17 protein-coding genes are annotated in these 19,784 nt (G+C 40.5%); all 17 read left to right on the forward strand.

The features are described from left to right. The 17 genes from mreD to purH all read left to right on the forward strand — a co-directional run bounded on the left by mreD (position 1) and on the right by purH (position 19,679). The gene (gene mreD, locus ACFSN5_RS00205) at positions 1 to 504 is read left to right on the forward strand and encodes a rod shape-determining protein MreD (RefSeq protein WP_165213098.1); all 504 of its coding nucleotides are present in this window, start codon (positions 1 to 3) and stop codon (positions 502 to 504) included. A gap of 90 nt (positions 505 to 594) precedes the next feature. Beyond that, the gene (locus ACFSN5_RS00210) at positions 595 to 1,911 is read left to right on the forward strand and encodes a CHAP domain-containing protein (RefSeq protein WP_165213100.1); all 1,317 of its coding nucleotides are present in this window, start codon (positions 595 to 597) and stop codon (positions 1,909 to 1,911) included. A 131-nt stretch (positions 1,912 to 2,042) separates the two neighbouring features. Then, on the forward strand, positions 2,043 to 3,011 hold the full coding sequence (locus ACFSN5_RS00215; RefSeq protein WP_165213102.1) for a ribose-phosphate diphosphokinase: 969 nt from the start codon (positions 2,043 to 2,045) through the stop codon (positions 3,009 to 3,011). Positions 3,012 to 3,116: 105 nt separating this feature from the next. Further along, entirely contained in the window at positions 3,117 to 4,292 is a 1,176-nt protein-coding gene (locus tag ACFSN5_RS00220) for a pyridoxal phosphate-dependent aminotransferase (protein WP_165213104.1), read from the forward strand. Then, on the forward strand, positions 4,282 to 5,037 hold the full coding sequence (recO, locus tag ACFSN5_RS00225; protein ID WP_004226755.1) for a DNA repair protein RecO: 756 nt from the start codon (positions 4,282 to 4,284) through the stop codon (positions 5,035 to 5,037). The genes ACFSN5_RS00220 and recO overlap by 11 nt, the downstream gene beginning before the upstream one ends. Positions 5,038 to 5,244: 207 nt before the next feature. Then, positions 5,245 to 6,243, forward strand: a complete 999-nt coding sequence (gene plsX / locus ACFSN5_RS00230) for a phosphate acyltransferase PlsX (protein WP_004225475.1) — start codon at positions 5,245 to 5,247, stop codon at positions 6,241 to 6,243. A gap of 95 nt (positions 6,244 to 6,338) precedes the next feature. Further along, a complete protein-coding gene (locus ACFSN5_RS00235; protein ID WP_004229666.1) occupies positions 6,339 to 6,584 on the forward strand; it encodes an acyl carrier protein in 246 nt (81 codons plus the stop codon). A 455-nt stretch (positions 6,585 to 7,039) separates the two neighbouring features. After that, entirely contained in the window at positions 7,040 to 7,942 is a 903-nt protein-coding gene (locus ACFSN5_RS00240; RefSeq protein ID WP_165213106.1) for a helix-turn-helix domain-containing protein, read from the forward strand. A 439-nt stretch (positions 7,943 to 8,381) separates the two neighbouring features. Continuing rightward, a complete protein-coding gene (gene purC / locus ACFSN5_RS00245) occupies positions 8,382 to 9,089 on the forward strand; it encodes a phosphoribosylaminoimidazolesuccinocarboxamide synthase (RefSeq protein ID WP_165213108.1) in 708 nt (235 codons plus the stop codon). A gap of 59 nt (positions 9,090 to 9,148) precedes the next feature. Next, complete coding sequence (locus ACFSN5_RS00250) at positions 9,149 to 12,874, forward strand: phosphoribosylformylglycinamidine synthase (protein WP_165329534.1); 3,726 nt, start codon at positions 9,149 to 9,151, stop codon at positions 12,872 to 12,874. Between the two features lie 36 nt (positions 12,875 to 12,910). After that, positions 12,911 to 13,999, forward strand: a complete 1,089-nt coding sequence (locus tag ACFSN5_RS00255; protein WP_165329535.1) for a hypothetical protein — start codon at positions 12,911 to 12,913, stop codon at positions 13,997 to 13,999. Between the two features lie 27 nt (positions 14,000 to 14,026). Further along, positions 14,027 to 15,466, forward strand: a complete 1,440-nt coding sequence (gene purF / locus ACFSN5_RS00260) for an amidophosphoribosyltransferase (protein ID WP_165213114.1) — start codon at positions 14,027 to 14,029, stop codon at positions 15,464 to 15,466. Between the two features lie 147 nt (positions 15,467 to 15,613). After that, positions 15,614 to 16,636, forward strand: a complete 1,023-nt coding sequence (gene purM / locus ACFSN5_RS00265) for a phosphoribosylformylglycinamidine cyclo-ligase (RefSeq protein ID WP_206221366.1) — start codon at positions 15,614 to 15,616, stop codon at positions 16,634 to 16,636. Next, positions 16,636 to 17,190: a phosphoribosylglycinamide formyltransferase gene (gene purN, locus ACFSN5_RS00270; RefSeq protein WP_165213118.1), complete on the forward strand. Its 555-nt coding sequence runs from the start codon at positions 16,636 to 16,638 to the stop codon at positions 17,188 to 17,190. The genes purM and purN overlap by 1 nt, the downstream gene beginning before the upstream one ends. Next, positions 17,190 to 17,507 carry a MazG nucleotide pyrophosphohydrolase domain-containing protein gene (locus ACFSN5_RS00275; protein ID WP_165213120.1) on the forward strand — a complete coding sequence of 106 codons (318 nt, stop codon included), beginning with the start codon at positions 17,190 to 17,192 and terminating at the stop codon, positions 17,505 to 17,507. The genes purN and ACFSN5_RS00275 overlap by 1 nt, the downstream gene beginning before the upstream one ends. After that, positions 17,504 to 18,064 (forward strand): TIGR00730 family Rossman fold protein, encoded by a 561-nt coding sequence (locus tag ACFSN5_RS00280; protein ID WP_165213122.1) that lies wholly within the window; start codon positions 17,504 to 17,506, stop codon positions 18,062 to 18,064. Before ACFSN5_RS00275 ends, ACFSN5_RS00280 begins: the two co-directional genes overlap by 4 nt. 67 nt (positions 18,065 to 18,131) lie before the next feature. Beyond that, positions 18,132 to 19,679: a bifunctional phosphoribosylaminoimidazolecarboxamide formyltransferase/IMP cyclohydrolase gene (gene purH, locus ACFSN5_RS00285; protein WP_165213124.1), complete on the forward strand. Its 1,548-nt coding sequence runs from the start codon at positions 18,132 to 18,134 to the stop codon at positions 19,677 to 19,679. Positions 19,680 to 19,784 lie beyond the last annotated feature (105 nt).

Consider the following 19,784-nt stretch of genomic DNA (forward strand, 5'->3'; position numbering starts at 1 on the left):
ATGAAATTGCTAAAAAATAAATGGTTCATCTCAGTTCTGGCTTTTTTTCTCTTATTAATTGATGGACAGCTTTCAGATTTATTGACGACTTTAACTGGACGTTATGTCTTTTTACGTGTTCATCTTCTTATAATTTTTATGTTCTTACTTTTGAGATTTTTGGACACTGACTTTTTCGCTTATCTTTTGGGTTTTATTCTTGGTCTTATTTATGATAGTTATTATCTAAATTTTATTGGAATTACTTTTTTTATGCTCCCTATTTTAGTCTATTTGATAAAAAGAAGTAAAAAATATTTTGTAACTCCCACAAGAAGTTTATTGGCCTTCTTTCTACTCTTAGTTTTGTTTGAGGTTGGGTGTTATGGTTTAGCATTTCTCTACCATCTCACGACCTATAGTTTTTTATCATTTGTCACCTATCAGCTAGCAGAGACTCTGCTTTTAAACGTGATTATTTTTGTCATTTTAGACAAATTTGTCCATAGAAATAGTGCTAAATAAACATATAACTGTAATATAGACGTAACAATAAAAAGGGCAGTTTTTGATATAATATAAAAGTCTTATCAATATGGGAGTAGTTTAATTAACATGAAAAAACGTATTTTATCAACAGTATTGCTTAGTGGTGTTGCTCTTACAGCAGCTACAGCTGTAAAAGCCGATGATTATGATACAGCGATTGCTAATCAAGATTCTGTAATCAGTAACTTGGCGGCTCAGTCACAGGCTGCACAAGCTCAGTCAGCAATGGTTCAAAATCAGTCAGCTGTTCTTGCAGGACAGAACGCTGAACTTGAAGCGCAAAATAATGAACTTCAAGCTCAGTCAAATACTCTTGCAAGTGAAATTCAAGACTTGTCAGCTAAAATTGTTGCTCGTAATGCTTCTATTCAAGCGCAAGCACAAAATGCTCAAAAGAATAACACAGCAACAGGTTATATTAATACGATTTTGAACTCAAAATCAATTTCAGAAGCTATCAGTCGTATTGTTGCTGTTCATGAAGTTGTTTCTGCGAGTCAAAGTCAGTTGGCTCAACAACAAGCTGATCAGGCTGCACTTGAGACAAAACAAGCAGAAAATCAAGCTGCTATGAATCAAGTTGCTGCTAACCAAGCAACGATTCAAGCTAACCAATCAGCACTTGCTGAACAGCAGGCTGCACTTGATTCTGCACAAGCTGCTATCTCAGCAGAAATAGCTAATGCGCAAGCTAATAAACAAGCACTTGTGACGGCTAAATCAACAGCTGAGTCACAAGCTGCTAGTGCTGCAGCTTCTGCATCTGCTGCAAGTTCTGAGTCAGAAGCAGTTGCTGCATCTCAAGCTGCTGCTCAATCAGAGGCCGCTGCTCAACAAGATCAGCAACAGCCAGCTGATAACCAATCTGCTTCAGCTGAAACATCTGCTTCAGAAGCTGCTACGGATGCTCCAACAACTGATACTTCAGAAGCACCAGCTCAAGATCAGCAACAACAACAAGAAGCTGCACCAGCACCTGCTGCTGAAGATTCAAGTGCAAGTCAAGAAGCTACACCAGCTCCGGAACCGGCACCAGCGCCTGCTGCACCGGTTGATGATACTAATACTTATCCAGCAGGTCAATGTACTTGGGGTGTTAAATCATTGGCATCTTGGGTTGGTAACTATTGGGGTAATGCGAACCAATGGGGAGCTAGTGCGGTAGCTGCAGGTCACACAACTGGTTCAACTCCACAAGTTGGTTCAGTTGTTGTTTGGCCAAATGATGGTGGTGGCTATGGACACGTTGCTTACGTGACTTCTGTGAATGGTTCTACTGTTACTGTTAATGAAGCTAACTATGCTGGTAACCAATCAATTGGTGATTATCGTGGAAGCTTTGATATTAACTCTTCAGGTGAACACTACTTTATCTATCAATAATGAATTAATTTGTAAGGAGAGGCCATTAAGGTTCTCTCCTTTTTCGGATTCTTTTTATTCCTTTTGTTATACATTGAAAATCAAAGGGAAAAACGTTAAAATAGTAAAGGATAAAATCTTTGGAGGAAGTCATGTCATTTAATAATTTGAAGCTCTTTGCTCTCTCTTCTAATCAAGAGTTGGCTGAAAAAGTGGCGGATTCTATCGGAATTCCTTTGGGTAAGGCAACTATTCGACAGTTTTCAGATGGTGAGATTCAGGTCAATATTGAGGAATCTATCCGTGGGCACCACGCTTTTATTCTTCAATCAACAAGTTCGCCAGTTAATAATAACTTAATGGAAATATTAATTATGGTTGATGCTCTTAAACGAGCGAGTGCTGAGACTGTTAGCGTAGTTATGCCTTACTATGGTTATGCTCGCCAAGATCGAAAAGCTCGTTCACGGGAACCAATCACTTCTAAATTGGTGGCTAATATGCTTGAGGTAGCTGGTGTTGATCGTCTTTTGACTGTTGATTTGCATGCTGCTCAAATTCAGGGCTTCTTTGATATTCCTGTTGATCACCTGATGGGGGCTCCTCTGATTGCTGATTATTTTATTCGTCATGGCTTTGTTGGCAAAGATGTTGTTGTTGTCAGTCCTGATCATGGGGGTGTTACCCGTGCGCGTAAGTTGGCTCAATGTCTTAAAACACCAATTGCTATTATCGATAAACGTCGCAGTGTCGATAAAATGAATACTAGTGAAGTGATGAATATTATTGGGGATGTCAAGGGCAAAACTTGTATTCTCATTGATGACATGATTGATACTGCTGGTACTATTTGCCATGCAGCTGATGCTTTGGCTGAAGCAGGGGCAACTGAAGTTTATGCCTCTTGTACTCACCCAGTCCTTTCAGGACCTGCTTTGGATAATATTGATAAGTCGGCGATTAAAAAATTAGTTGTTTTGGATACTATTTATCTACCAAATGAGCGTCTGATTGATAAGATTGAGCAAATCTCGATTGCTGATTTAATTGGTGAAGCTATTATTCGTGTTCATGAAAAACGTCCACTTTCTCCACTTTTTGAATTTGAACTTTCTAAATAAATGAAAGGCCTGTGCAAGCAGGCTTTTCATTTATATTTGTGGGCTTACTGGAATTTTTAATGATTTACTGTATAATAAAGGTAATATTTCATAGGAGATAGCATTATGGATTTAACAAGACGTTTCAATAAAAATTTGGAAAAAATTGAAGTTTCTTTAATTCGACAGTTTGATCAGTCGATTTCTTCAGTACCTGGAATTTTAAAGATGACTCTAGGAGAACCCGATTTTACAACACCTGATCATGTTAAAGAGGCTGCTAAGGCAGCAATTGATGCTAATCAGAGCCATTATACGGGTATGGCTGGACTCTTGGAATTACGTCAAGCAGCTTCGAACTTTGTCAAGGAAAAGTACAATTTAATTTATAATCCTGATTCAGAAATTCTTGTGACAATTGGAGCAACAGAAGCCCTATCTGCTACTTTAACTGCTATTTTGGAGCCTGGTGATACTGTTTTGTTGCCTGCACCTGCTTATCCGGGTTATGAGCCAATTGTTAATCTTGTCGGTGCTGAAATTGTTGAAATTGACACAACTGATAATGATTTTATTTTGACACCTGAGCAATTGGAGAAGGCTATTCTTGAGCAAGGTGATAAGCTTAAGGTGGTACTTTTAAATTATCCAACAAATCCGACAGGAGTGACCTATTCACGTGAGCAAATTAAGGCTTTTGCGGATGTCTTAAAAAAATATGATGTATTTGTAGTGAGTGATGAGGTATATTCGGAATTAACTTACACTGATACGGGACATGTTTCTATTGGAGAATACCTACGAGATCAAGCTATCGTTATTAATGGCTTGTCTAAATCTCATGCGATGACAGGGTGGCGGATCGGCTTTATCTTTGCACCTGAGATATTCACACAACAGTTGATTAAAAGCCATCAATATCTAGTTACGGCTGCAACGACCAATGCTCAGTTTGCTGCTATTGAGGCTCTGACAGTCGGTAAGGATGATGCTCTGCCAATGAAGGAAGAATATATCAAACGTCGGGATTATATTATCAAAAAAATGGTTGAGATGAATTTTAAAATCATTAAACCAACGGGGGCCTTCTATATATTTGCTAAAATTCCAGTACCGGAGGGACAGGATTCTTTTCAATTCTTGAAAGATTTTGCCCATCAAAAAGCAGTTGCCATGATCCCAGGGGTGGCTTTTGGAAAGTATGGTGAAGGTTACTTGCGAATTTCCTACGCAGCTAGCATGGCAACTATCCAAGAGGCTATGAGACGGTTAAAGGAATTTATGGAACAGTATGCAGACTAAGGAATCACGTGGTCTAGTCCTCTTTAATCGCAACTACCGTGAGGATGATAAGTTGGTTAAAATTTTTACGGAGATGGCTGGTAAGCGAATGTTTTTCGTGAAACATATTAGTCGGTCTAAGTTAACCTCGGTCATCCAGCCTTTGACAGTAGCTGATTTTCTCATGAAAATTAATGATGCTGGCTTATCGTATATTGATGATTACAAGGAAGTTCAGATTTTTAAGACCATTAATGAGGATATTTTTCGTTTGTCTTATGCTAGTTATATCGTGTCTTTGGTAGATGCAGCTATTGATGATGGCCTCCGTGATGCTCCCCTTTTTGATTTTCTAGTTAAGACCTTGGAGATGATGGAGCAGGGGTTAGACTATGAGATTTTGACCAATATTTTTGAAATACAGATTTTAGAGCGTTTTGGTGTTCGCCTAAATTTTCATGAATGTGTCTTTTGTCACCGTATCGGTCTGCCTTTTGATTTTTCTTACCAATATTCGGGGCTTCTTTGCCCTCAGCATTATGAAAAGGATAGCCATCGCAGTCATCTAGATCCCAATGTTCTCTATCTTTTGGATCGTTTTCAAACCATCTCTTTTGATGATTTGAAAACAATTTCGGTTAAACCTGAAATGAAGCGAAAATTGCGGAAGTTTATTGATGATATTTATGAAAATTATGTTGGGCTACATTTAAAATCCAAAAAATTTATTGATGATTTATCTAGCTGGGGCGATATTATGAAATAAGTGAAAGATCTGGATTAGTAAGGTCTAGGTCTTTTTCTTGGCTCTTGGGTATGATAAAGTTAGTAAACCTATGAATAGGATATTGATAAAGTTAATTGGATTAAAACGTTTTGCTAAATTTGCTGGGACTTGTTACTAACTGGGGATGAAAAGCGGGGTAAATTATGCTATAATACTGACACTAAAGAGACTGAAAAGGGGATCGAAATGAAGACAATTGCTGTGGATGCTATGGGCGGAGATAACGCCCCCCAGGCTATTGTAGAGGGGGTAAATCAAGCCCTTGGTGAATTTACGGATATCGAGATTAAACTTTACGGTCATGAAGAAAAAATAAAAAAATATTTAAAGGCCAGTGATCGTGTTTCGATTGTCCATACCGAAGTAAAAATCGATTCGGATGATGAGCCAGTCAAGTCCATTCGACAAAAGAAAAATGCCTCCATGGTCTTGGGAGCTCAAGCTGTTAAGGATAGTCAGGCTGATGCAGTCATTTCTGCTGGTAATACAGGGGCTCTTCTAGCAGCTGGACTATTTGTTGTTGGTCGCATCAAAGGGATTGATCGGCCAGCCTTACTGTCTACTATACCAACTATTGATGGGGGAAACTTTGTTATGTTAGACTTGGGAGCCAATGCTGAAAACACGGCTCAGCACCTCCATCAGTATGGCATCTTGGGCTCCTTCTATTCGGAAGCTGTACAAGGGATAACTAAACCTCGGGTTGGTCTTTTAAATAATGGGACTGAAAGTACCAAGGGAGATCCCTTGCGTAAAGAGGTTTATGACCTTCTGTCCAAGGAGCCTGCAATTAATTTTATCGGAAATATTGAAGCGCGTGAACTTCTTAACGGGATAGCTGATGTTGTTGTAACAGATGGTTTTACTGGTAATGCTGTGTTGAAAACCATTGAAGGAACTGGTCTCTCTATTCTTTCTGCTTTGAAATCCGCTATCAAAAATGGCGGGAAAAAGGCAAAATTAGGAGCTTTCTTCCTTAAAGATAGCCTCTATAGCATGCGGGAGATTATGGATTATTCTTCAGCTGGAGGGGCTGTTCTGATTGGACTGCAGGCTCCTGTTGTGAAATGCCATGGTTCTAGTGATGCTACATCTGTTTATTATACTATCAAGCAGGTCCGCACTATGTTGGAAAACAAGGTTGTAGATAAGATTGTAGATGAATTCTCTAAGGAGGACCATTGATAAGAAAGGAGAAAAAAGTAAATAAAAATGGAGCTGATCGGACTCCCCTAACATCCTTACTATATACTTTATGAATCTTCTTGAAAGGAGAGCAAATGACCAGAAATGAAATTTTTGACAAGATTAGTCAAATGATTAAGGAACAAATGCATCATGAGGACATGGAGGTAACAGAAGATACATCTTTAAAGGATGAACTTGGCGTTGATTCTATTGATCTAATGGAATTTGTCGTCAATCTTGAAGATGAATTTTCTGTCGAAATTCCAGATGATGACATTGAAGATATAGTAAAGTTGGGAGATATGTTAGATTACTTAGAAGGTCGAATTGGAAAATAAGGAAGTCGAGGCTGGAAAAAAGTATTCCAGTCTTTTATTTTTGCAGTAATAGGAGTTTGACGCAGTAGCTGGGAGTAAGACTTGGTGACTATTACCCCTGCACAGTTCATTAGGTGCTTTAGCTAGCACCAATGAAGCACTGAGGTCCTAACCCCTTGTTAGCGACCATCCTAATCAATTGTGCGAGGATGGGAGTAAAATGGTCTGGGGAGAGACCATTTCAGGTCACAACCTTAAAATCAGGACGTGGTGAGAACCAAAATTTTCAATTTTTTGGGTTGATTCTACTCCCCTTTTTGTTTGCTGGGAAAAAGGAAATTTTAATCTTTGTTTAAGTTTTAGAATCTTAACTTTTTCTGTAAATAAAGATACAAGATTGTTATTTAAACGATACTAATATTTGATAAAATAGAGATGAGAGATGAAGGGTAATAAAAGCTAGAAGGAGGGCCTTTATGCCTTTCAAATCAACAATTGGTCCCAGAATTCGTCAGGCTAGAGAAAGCCGAAATCTCTCTCGAGACTCAGTCTGTCGCGATGGTAGTCATCTGACTGTTCGTCAGTTGATTCGTATTGAAAAGGGAGAATCGTTACCATCACTAGAGAAGTTGGCTTACATTGCTAAGCAGTTAAAGGTCGAACTTTCTGATTTATTAGCGGAGGAAAGCCTAGCTATTCCGGCTGATTATTTTGAACTCAAGCATCGTTTAGTAAAATTTCCCACCTATGGCGATCCTGAACGAGTGGAGCAAAAACAGGCCATGATTGAAGAAGCCTACGAAAAGTATTTCACGGTATTGCCTGAGGAGGAACTGCTCTTTTTAGACCTTTCGGAAAAGATTTTAAATTGGAGCCAAACGCAAAAGATAGTAGATATCAAAGAGGTTTATGAGGACGCTTTCGAGCAGATTCAAAGGAAAAAAGTCTATACTATGAATGACCTCATGGTTGTTGGCTACTACTTGTTTGGAATTCATAACAAAAAATATTATGATAAAAAACTTTTCAATAAGTTAAAAAATCGTCTACTAGAGCAAGAACCTTCGACAAATGAGCTCTATAATATTGACCTCTTATCAATTCTTATTTCAGTCTTAGGTGTTTATGTACAACATGGGAATTATCAGGCAACTCTGCCGGTGATCAAGAAGATTTACCAGCTGATTGAGAAGACCCAACAGCCTATCTATCGGCCTAGTGTTATGATGGTGGAGGCTAAATACTATCTTAATATTGAGGAGGACAAAGAGAGGGCTACTCAGCTTTATGATCAAGCCATTAACTTCGCAACCTTGTTGGGAGATGAGGTTTTAGCAGATGGTCTGCGTGATGAAAAAGCTGAGGATGATCTAGTCTAGTGACATGAATGTCACTTTCTTTTTGGTGAAGATTTTATATAATGAAAATATCGAAAAGAAAGGATAGAGAAAATGAAAAGGTTAGTTGCAATTTTGTTGCTAGCAGCAACGATGGTTTTGTTTACCTTTTAGGTGAACGCATTAGCAAAATTAAAGAGAAACGAGGTTTTAAAAAGGCCTCGTTTTTATGATGGATTGAAGCAAGTTTTTCACACAGTGAAAAACAATAAAACCACCAGCGTAGTTGATTTTGAAACTATTTAGCGTCGAAAGTAGTCTATCATGGGGTTTTTTAGTAACAAGTCTGGGGAAATTGAGTGCTTTCAGACTAAAACCGAACATTAATAATAATGTAATATTATATTGTTTGTAAAATGTTGAATAAGCTACTGAGTTGTGTTAAAATCTAGGGTAACAAACATGGAAGGCGAACATTCTGATGAAAAAACAACTGATTTATACAGGTAAGGCCAAAGATATTTATAATACGGAAGACGAGAATGAGATTGTAGCGGTTTACAAGGACCAAGCAACCATGCTCAATGGAGCTCGTAAGGAGACCATTAAGGGCAAGGGAGTACTCAACAATCAAATCTCGTCTTTAATCTTTGAGAAATTAAATGCGGCAGGTGTGGCTACCCATTTTGTTAAGCAATTATCAGAGACTGAACAGCTCAACAAGCGAGTTAAAATTATTCCTTTGGAAGTCGTTCTTAGAAATTATACGGCGGGTTCTTTTGCTAAACGTTTTGGTATGGAAGAAGGCATCAAATTTGGAAGTCCAATTGTTGAATTCTACTACAAAAATGATGATTTAGATGATCCCTTTATCAATGATGAACATATTAAGTTTTTGGGGATTGCCACTGATGAGCAAATCGCCTTTCTCAAGGAAGAGACTCGCCGCATCAATGAACTCTTGACAGGCTGGTTCGGCCAAATCGGTTTGAAATTGATTGATTTCAAGTTGGAATTTGGTTTTGACAAGGATGGAAAGATTATTTTGGCAGATGAATTTTCGCCAGATAACTGCCGTCTTTGGGATGTCCAAGGCCATCACATGGATAAAGATGTTTTCCGCAGGGATTTAGGGAATCTGACTGATGTCTATGAAGTTGTTTTGGAAAAGTTGCAAGGTCTAGACTAGGCTGATTGGCTAAGCAGATAGAAATACGAGTTAGGAAATTTAAAACGAAGGATTTAATCATGGATAAGCGGATTTTTGTGGAGAAAAAGGCTGATTTTCAGATGAAAGCTGTTTCTTTAGTTAGGGAATTGAGACATAATTTACAGTTGTCGAGTTTGAAAAAGTTGCGTTTAGTTCAGGTTTATGATGTTTTCAATATTAAGTCGGATCTTTTGGCTAAGGCTGAGGCCCATATTTTTTCTGAAAAAGTAACCGATCACGTTTTGGATGAGACTGAGGTTAAAAAGGCTTTGAAAACTTACACTTACTTTGCTATTGAAGCCTTGCCGGGTCAGTTTGATCAAAGGGCAGCCAGTTCTAAGGAAGCTCTCTTACTATTGGGCGGTAGTCCGGACATTCAGGTTAATACAGCTCAACTTTATCTGGTCAATCGGGATATTTCAGACCAAGAACTAGCGGCCGTTAAAGACTATCTCCTTAATCCGGTGGACTCCCGTTTTAAGGATATTAATCAAGGCTTGGCACCGCAAACTTTTGCGGCTTCTGATAAGACTATTCCTCGTTTAGATTTCTTTGCGGCTTATTCGGCGGAAGACTTCAAAACCTATAAGGTCAAAGAAGGTCTGGCCATGGAAGTGGATGACCTTCTCTTTATTCAGGATTACTTTAAAAAGTTGGGACGGGTTCCTACTGAAACAGAGCTCAAAGTTTTGGATACTTACTGGTCCGATCACTGCCGTCACACAACCTTTGAAACAGAACTTAGAGCCGTTGATTTTTCGCAATCCAAGTTTCAGGAACAGCTGCAGGCAACCTATGATAAATATTTAGCTATGCGGCATGAATTAGGCCGTGATGATAAGCCTCAAACCCTGATGGATATGGCAACAATCTTTGGTCGGTATGAACGGGCAAATGGCCGTCTGGATGATATGGAGGTGTCCGACGAAATCAACGCCTGCTCGGTTGAAATCGAAGTTGATGTTAATGGGATCAAAGAACCTTGGCTCCTCATGTTCAAGAATGAAACCCACAATCATCCGACAGAAATTGAACCCTTTGGTGGTGCAGCTACCTGTATCGGTGGGGCTATTCGCGATCCATTGTCAGGTCGTTCTTATGTCTATCAGGCTATGCGGATTTCAGGAGCTGGTGATATTACGACACCAATCGCTGAAACCAGAGCTGGGAAATTGCCCCAACAGGTCATTTCTAAAACGGCTGCTCATGGCTATTCTTCCTACGGCAATCAGATTGGACTTGCGACTACTTATGTTAAAGAATACTTCCACCCAGGTTTTGTGGCTAAGCGGATGGAGCTGGGGGCAGTCGTCGGTGCGGCACCTAAGGAGAATGTTGTTCGCGAAAAGCCAGAGGCTGGTGATGTCGTTATCCTTCTTGGCGGTAAGACTGGGCGTGACGGTGTTGGCGGGGCGACGGGTTCTTCCAAGGTGCAAACGGTGGAATCGGTTGAAACTGCTGGTGCAGAAGTTCAAAAAGGGAATGCTTTAGAAGAACGTAAGATTCAACGGCTTTTCCGTAAAAAAGAAGTGACTCGTCTGATTAAGAAGTCTAATGATTTCGGTGCTGGCGGTGTTTGTGTGGCTATCGGTGAGCTGGCTGATGGTTTGAAAATTGATTTGGACAAGGTACCGCTCAAATATGCTGGCCTTAACGGAACCGAAATTGCCATTTCAGAAAGTCAGGAACGGATGGCTGTTGTGGTTCGTCCAGAAGATGTGAATGCCTTTATTACCGAATCTGCTAAGGAAAATATTCAGGCGGTGGTTGTGGCTGAGGTTACTCAAAAACCCAATTTGGTTATGACTTGGAATGGCCAAACTATTGTCAATCTTGAACGCTCTTTTCTTGATACTAACGGTGTTCGTGTCGTAGTTGATGCCAAGGTTGTGGATAAAAAACTAAACTTGCCTGAAGTACGGCGGACATCGCAAACTAATCTAGAGGCAGATACGCTTGCGGTCCTTGCTGATCTCAACCATGCTAGTCAGAAAGGTTTGCAGACCATCTTTGATAGCTCGGTCGGCCGGTCAACGGTCAACCATCCACTGGGCGGTCGCTATCAAATTACTCCACCAGAAAGTTCCGTGCAAAAATTACCAGTTGAGCATGGGGTAACCAAGACTGCTTCAGTTATGGCTCAAGGTTACAATCCTTATTTGGCTGAATGGTCGCCTTACCATGGAGCAGCCTATGCTGTTATTGAAGCGACGGCTCGTTTGGTAGCGACAGGGGCGGATTGGTCCAAGGCTCGTTTCTCTTATCAAGAGTATTTCGAGCGAATGGACAAGAAAGCAGAACGCTTTGGTCAGCCTCTAGCAGCCTTGCTGGGTTCTATTGAAGCTCAGATTCAATTAGGCTTGCCTTCTATCGGCGGTAAGGATTCTATGTCTGGTACCTTTGAAGAATTGACGGTTCCGCCAACTCTGGTAGCTTTCGGAGTAACAACAGCCAATAGCGATAAGATTCTCTCGCCAGAATTTAAAACAGCTGGAGAAAATATCTACTACCTTCCCGGTCAAGCTCTGAGTCAATCTATTGATTTTGATCTGATTAAGCGAAACTTTGAGACTTTTGCAAGTCTGCAAGAAGATTATCAGATTACAGCAGCATCTGCCATCAAATACGGTGGTTTGATGGAGAGTCTGGCTCTGATGGCTTTTGGTAATCATATCGGGGTAGATATCAATATTGACAGAGTTGACACTATCTTGACAGGTCAGCTGGGAGGCTTTGTCTTTACATCTCCTGATCAGATTGACAGAGCTGTCAAGTTGGGTCAAACCAGTGAAAACTTTACACTCCTTGTCAATGGTGTCAACATGTCTGGGGAAAAGCTTCTGTCAGCTTTTGAAGGCAAACTTGAGGAGGTTTACCCGACTGAATTTAAACAGGCGATGGAACTTGAAGAAGTACCAGCTGTCTCAACAATGGTTGTCAAAGAGGCTAAGAACAAGATAGATAAGCCTTTGGTTTACATTCCTGTTTTCCCTGGAACCAATTCAGAATACGATTCAGCCAAAGCCTTTGAGGCGGCTGGTGCTCAAGTTGAACTAGTTCCATTTGTTACTTTAGACGCGGCTACTATTGACAGTTCTGTTAACACTATGGTTGACAAGATTGACAAGGCTCATATCATCTTTTTTGCAGGTGGCTTCTCAGCTGCTGACGAACCAGATGGTTCAGCTAAATTTATTGTCAACATTTTGTTAAACAATAAGGTTCGTCGAGCTATTGAAATTTTCATTAAACGCGGTGGGCTCATCATTGGTATTTGTAATGGTTTCCAAGCCTTAGTCAAGTCTGGTTTACTGCCTTATGGTAACTTTGAAGCAGCGTCTGAAACTAGTCCAACTCTTTTCTATAATGATGCCAATCAGCATGTGGCAAAAATGGTAGAAACACGGATTGCTAATACTAATTCACCGTGGTTGACAGGCGTTGAAGTTGGTGATGTTCATACAATACCGGTTTCACATGGTGAAGGTAAATTTGTCGTAACTGCTGAAGAATTTGCTGAACTGCGTGATAATGGCCAAATCTGGAGTCAATATGTAGATTTTGATGGTCAGCCATCTATGGATTCTAAGTACAATCCAAATGGTTCCAGTTATGCTATTGAAGGGATTACCAGCAAGAACGGTCAAATTATTGGTAAGATGGGACACTCTGAGCGTTATGAAGATGGTCTCTTTCAAAATATTCCGGGTAATAAAGACCAAAAACTCTTTGAATCAGCGGTCAGCTACTTTACAGGGAATTAAAGCAACGTATCGTAGCACTGAAGGAAAGATAGCAAAATGCCGAAAAAGACAATAGATATTGATAATCAAATGGAATTTAGAAAGTTCGTATCTAAATCCCGAAAAGAAATGCGAGAGGCTGTAAAACCTAAGGAATGTGTCCTTTGTGGAAAAGTAAGAAATGGTTTTTGTAATTCGCATACAATTCCTCAATTATCATTAAAAAATATCACAGAATCTGGTATGTTGCTTCAATCTAGCTATTTAATTGGTAATGATATTGAGAATGAAAGAGGTTTGAATAATTCAGGAACTATTCAAACTATATGTAATGACTGTGATTCACTCTATTTTCAAGAGTATGAAAATGAAAACAATTTACTGAGTTATCCAAATGATAAAATATTAGCCCAAATTGCTTTAAAAAATTTTCTTTTAGAACTAGTCAGAAGAAAAAGAGAAAAGTATGAGCATCAAAAATTATGGTCACTTGAAAATGTTACAAGAGTTTTAAAAATAAACTATAATGACATCTCTGAAAATTATTTGAACGGTTTATCCAAAAGACTGGAAGATGTTCATAATTCCTTTGATTACGATATTGAAGATTTTTTAAATGAAATTTCAATACATAAAGATGTGATCGAAAACAATCTCACAGGCAGCTATCAAGTTATTTTCCATGAAATACTTCCTTATAAGACACCGATTGCATTTCAAGGTTCGTTAACTTTGATTAGAGATATGTACGGGTATCCCATTAATAATACAAAAGACTTTTCAAAAGAAAATCGTATTCAGAAATTACATCTGGCAGTTCTTCCCTTAAGAGAAAATACAATGGTATTGGCTTTTTATCATAAAAGAGATAGGAAGTATAAATCTTTAAAAAGTCAATTTAATAGTAGCTCTCGACTAAAGAAGTTAGAGTTTCTTAATTACTTGATATTTGCGTATACTGAAAATTATTATTTTTCTCCAAAAGTCAAAGATCAAATAAGGACAGATGAAAAATTAGTATTGCTTAGTCAAGAACTTTTTGGTGAACCTAATTTAGGAAATAATATAGGGGCAACTAACTATAAGAGAGTAGAGCCGAATGAGATTCCTAATTTTCTTTTAGAAGATTGGGCTTTATCAGAATAAAATTAGTTTTCAACAATAGGAGAAACAATGACATACGAAGTAAAATCTCTTAATGAAGAATGTGGTCTGTTTGGTATTTGGGGTCATCCTCAAGCTGCGCAGGTAACTTATTTTGGCCTCCATAGTCTTCAGCATCGCGGTCAAGAAGGTGCAGGTATCTTATCCAACGATGATGGGACACTTTTGCGTCACCGCGATACAGGACTGGTGTCAGAAGTTTTTAACAATCCAGCTGATTTGGAAAAATTAACAGGGCAGGCTGCTATTGGCCATGTTCGTTATGCGACAGCTGGTGAAGCTACAATTGATAATATCCAACCCTTTCATTTTCGCTTTCACGACGGTCACTTAGGCTTGGCTCACAATGGTAATCTGACCAATGCTCAGACTTTGAGAGCTCAGTTGGAAGACAAAGGAGCCATCTTTTCTAGTACTTCAGATAGTGAGATTTTGATCCACCTGATTCGTCACAGTCAGCAAGAAAACTTTATTGATAAGGTTAAAGAAGCGCTTAATACTATTAAAGGTGGTTTTGCTTACCTGCTCATGGCTGAGGATAAACTGATTGCCGCTCTGGATCCTAATGGTTTTCGTCCTTTGTCTGTTGGTCGTATGAAGAATGGCGCTTGGGTGGTATCTAGTGAAACCTGTGCCTTTGAGGTTGTCGGTGCTCAGTGGGTTCGAGATGTTAATCCTGGGGAAATAGTCATCATTGATAAAGATGGTATTCAGTATGATCATTATACGACCAAAACGCAGTTAGCTATTTGCTCTATGGAGTATATCTATTTTGCCCGTCCTGATTCCACTATTGCAGGGGTCAATGTCCACACGGCTCGTAAGCACATGGGTAAGCGTCTGGCTCAAGAGTTTCATCAGCAGGCAGATATTGTCGTTGGTGTCCCTAATTCTTCCTTATCTGCAGCTATGGGTTTTTCAGAAGAATCTGGTTTACCAAATGAAATGGGGCTGATCAAAAATCAGTATACGCAAAGAACCTTTATCCAGCCGACTCAGGAATTACGTGAGCAAGGGGTACGCATGAAGCTCTCTGCTGTATCTGGTGTGGTTAAAGGAAAGCGTGTGGTTATGATCGATGATTCCATTGTTCGTGGAACAACCAGCCGTCGGATTGTACAGCTCCTTCGTGAAGCAGGGGCAGCAGAAGTACATGTGGCTATTGCCAGCCCGCCTTTGGCTTATCCATGTTTTTATGGTATCGATATTCAAGATCGCAAGGAGCTTATCTCAGCTAATCATAGTGTTGAGGAAGTCCGTCAAATCATCGGTGCAGATAGTTTAACTTACTTGTCTAAGGAAGGCTTGATTGAATCGGTTGGGTTGAAGACAGATGCGCCAAATGGTGGTCTCTGTGTCGCTTATTTTGATGGCAATTATCCAACGCCGCTGTATGACTATGAAGAACGCTATTTGGAAAGCCTGAAAGAGAAAACGAGTTTTTATTGAAGAAAATAAACAGTTATTCTGTTATTTTCAAAACGACAAAATGAAAGGAATTGAACGTTGTATTAGTTGCTAGTGGGAAAGCCCAGCTTTCTCTATTGCCTGATTAAAAAAGTCTGGTGAACTTTTTCAACGTTCTTGGTATTTTAGATTATGACAAAGAATGCTTACGCTCAATCAGGTGTTGATGTTGAGGCTGGTTATGAAGTGGTCGAGCGTATCAAAAAACATGTCGCACGCACAGAGCGTCTGGGTGTCATGGGAGCTCTTGGGGGCTTCGGTGGTATGTTTGATTTGACGACGACTGGTGTTAAAGAGCCTGTTCTCATATCGGGAACAGATGGTGTCGGAACCAAGCTCATGCTGGCTATCAAATATGATAAGCACGATACCATTGGTCAAGACTGTGTTGCCATGTGTGTCAATGACATCATTGCTGCAGGTGCTGAGCCTCTCTATTTTCTAGACTATGTGGCTACTGGCAAAAATGAGCCTGCCAAGTTGGAACAGGTTGTTGCTGGTGTCGCTGAAGGCTGTGTGCAGGCTGGTGCGGCTCTTATCGGCGGGGAAACGGCTGAAATGCCTGGTATGTATGGCCAAGATGACTACGATTTAGCGGGCTTTGCAGTCGGAATCGCTGAAAAATCCCAAATCATTGATGGGTCAAAGGTCAAGGCTGGTGATATTCTGATTGGCTTGGCCTCAAGCGGTATCCATTCTAACGGCTATTCCTTGGTGCGCCATGTCTTTGCGAACTATACCGGTGAGGAAGAATTGCCGGAATTAGACGGCAAAAAACTTAAGGAAGTCCTGCTTGAGCCAACACGGATTTATGTTAAGTCAGTACTGCCTCTGGTTAAGGAAGGCTTAGTCAATGGGATTGCCCATATCACAGGCGGTGGCTTTATCGAGAACGTTCCCCGTATGTTTGGTGACCATTTGGCAGCTGAAATCGAAGAAGATAAGGTACCTGTTCTACCAATTTTCAAGGCTCTTGAAAAATACGGCGATATCAAACACCAAGAAATGTTTGAAATTTTCAATATGGGTATTGGCCTGATGCTGGCTGTTAGTCCTGAAAATGTCGGCCGCGTCAAGGAACTGCTAGATGAGGCTGCCTATGAGTTGGGTCGCATTGTGGAAAAAACTGACGCTAGTGTGGTGATCAAGTAATGGGAAAAAAGATCGCAGTCTTTGCTTCTGGTAATGGCTCCAATTTCCAAGTTATTGCTGAGCAATTCCCCGTTGAGTTTCTCTTTTCAGACCATCGAGATGCCTATGTGCTTGAGCGGGCACAGAACCTAGATGTTTTGTCCTATGCCTTTGAACTTAAGGAATTCAACAATAAGGCTGACTATGAAACCTCTATCTTGGAACTCTTGGAGCAACATCAGATAGATCTAATTGTTCTCGCTGGTTACATGAAAATTGTCGGTGAAACTCTGTTGACTTCCTATGAAGGTCGCATTATTAACATTCATCCCGCCTACCTGCCGGAATTTCCTGGTGCCCATGGTATTGAGGATGCTTGGAAAGCTGGTGTTTCTGAGAGCGGTGTAACGGTACACTGGGTGGACAGTGGAGTTGATACGGGCAAAGTTATCAAACAAGTGCGCGTGCCACGCCTAGCTGATGACACCATTGAAACCTTTGAAGCTCGGATCCATGAGGCTGAGTATCAGTTGTATCCAGAGGTGCTGAGAGAACTTGAAGTTGAGGAAAAATAATGGATCTAAAAGATTATCAAAAGTGGGTCAGTACTTTTTATAAAAAGCGCCATTGGTATCAGTATAATGTTTTTATCCGCTGTAACTTTTTGACAGAAGAAGTTGGTGAGTTAGCACAGGCTGTTAGAAAAAGAGAGATCGGTCGGGATAGGCCTGATGAGCTCGTTCAAGGTGATGCTGAAAATCTTGCTGATATCAAGGAAGAGTTGGGAGATGTGTTGGATAATATTTTTATCTTGGCGGACAAATATCAAATTTCCTTAGAGGATATTATGGAAACCCATAAAAATAAATTGGAAAAGAGATTTGCACCATGAAAGTAACGGTTTATTGTGGAGCTAGCTTGGGCCATAAGGATATTTACCAAACTAAAGCCAGAGAACTTGGACAATGGCTGGCTCATAATGGTCATGACTTAGTTTATGGTGGCGGCAAAATCGGCCTTATGGGGCTTATAGCGGATACTGTTCTAGCGAATGGAGGTTATGCTATAGGAGTTATCCCAAGTTTTTTAAAGGATAGAGAAATCGCACATTCCGATATAAATGAGCTAATCGTAGTTGATGATATGCTTAGTCGTAAGGCAAAAATGGTTGAACTTGGAGAGGTGTTTATTGCTCTCCCGGGAGGTCCGGGAACTCTAGAAGAAATTACGGAAGTCATATCTTGGTCTCGGATTGGTCAAAATGATGCCCCTTGTATTTTATATAATGTAGCTGGGTATTTTGATCGCTTACAAGACCAATATGACGATATGGTAAGGGAAGGATTTCTCAGTCAGATAGACCGCGATAAAATTCTCTTCTCTGATAATTTAGTAGAGATAGAAGAATTTATAAAAACCTACCAAGCACCCAAAATCAGAAAATACTAATAGAATAGAAATAAAAAAATAAGCAACATGGATACGATGCTAAAAAGTATCAACGAAAGGAAAAATCATGACTAAACGCGCACTTATTAGTGTCTCAGATAAAGCGGGCATCGTAGAGTTTGCCCAAGAACTTAAAAAACTCGGTTGGGATATTATTTCAACTGGTGGCACCAAAACGGTCCTTGATGAGGCGGGGCTTGACACGATCGCCATTGACGATGTGACAGGTTTTCCTGAGATGATGGATGGCCGTGTTAAGACACTCCATCCTAAGATCCATGGAGGTCTTTTGGCTCGCCGTGACTTGGATAGCCATTTGCAGGCTGCAAGAGACAATAATATTGAGCTCATCGATCTCGTGGTGGTCAATCTTTATCCTTTCAAGGAGACCATCCTCAAACCAGATGTTACTTATGCCGATGCTGTAGAAAATATTGACATCGGTGGTCCGTCTATGCTCCGTTCGGCTGCGAAAAATCATGCTAGTGTCACGGTTGTCGTGGATCCTAGGGATTATGCAGTGGTTCTCAATGAGCTTAAAGAAGCTGGGGAGACAACTTATGAAACACGTCAACGCTTAGCAGCCAAGGTTTATCGTCATACAGCAGCTTATGATGCACTGATTGCCGATTATTTCACAGTGCAAGTGGGTGAAACCAAGCCTGAAAAGCTGACCATTACCTACGACCTCAAACAGCCTATGCGCTACGGTGAGAATCCACAGCAGGATGCGGATTTCTATCAGTCTGCGATTCCGACCGAGTATTCCATTGCTTCAGCCAAACAGCTTAATGGTAAAGAGCTTTCTTTCAATAATATTCGTGACGCTGATGCAGCCATCCGTATTATTCGTGATTTTACGGATCGTCCGACTGTCGTTGCTCTCAAACACATGAACCCTTGCGGTATCGGTCAGGCTGACACGATTGAAGGCGCTTGGGACAATGCTTATGCGGCTGACCCCGTTTCTATTTTCGGTGGTATTGTTGTGCTCAACCGTGAGGTAGATGCGGCTACCGCTGAAAAAATGCACAGCATCTTCTTAGAAATCATCATTGCACCGTCTTATTCAGATGAAGCGCTTGAAATTCTTACGACTAAAAAGAAAAACCTACGCATTTTGGTATTGCCTTTTGACGCTCAAGAAGCCAGCGAAGTAGAAGCAGAGTATACCGGTGTTGTCGGCGGTATGTTGGTACAAAACCAAGATGTGGTCAAGGAAAATCCAGTTGACTGGAAGGTTGTTACCAAGCGTCAGCCTGATGACCAGGAGCAAACAGCGCTTGAATTCGCTTGGAAAGCCATCAAATACGTTAAGTCAAATGGGATTTTAGTGGCCAACGACCACATGACACTCGGCCTTGGTCCGGGTCAGACTAACCGAGTTGGAGCAGTTAAGATTGCTCTGGAACACGCAGCGGACCGTCTTGATGGGGCAGTTCTTGCCAGTGATGCTTTCTTCCCCTTTGCTGATAATGTTGAAGAAATTGCAGCTGCAGGCATCAAGGCGATTATCCAGCCAGGTGGTTCAGTGCGTGACCAAGAAGTCATTGAAGCGGCGGATAAATACGGAATTGCCATGGTTTTCACAGGAGTTCGTCATTTTAGACATTGATCTAGGCTTTCGACCATCGTTCATCTTGGGATAAATAGCCATCATTGTTACGGGTCCGTGAAGTGATGGTTTGTCTTTGCATAGATATCCGTCAGTTGCTAAAGC

It is taken from the genome of Streptococcus tangpeifui (assembly GCF_044503215.1).
GTDB classification, from domain to species: domain Bacteria; phylum Bacillota; class Bacilli; order Lactobacillales; family Streptococcaceae; genus Streptococcus; species Streptococcus tangpeifui.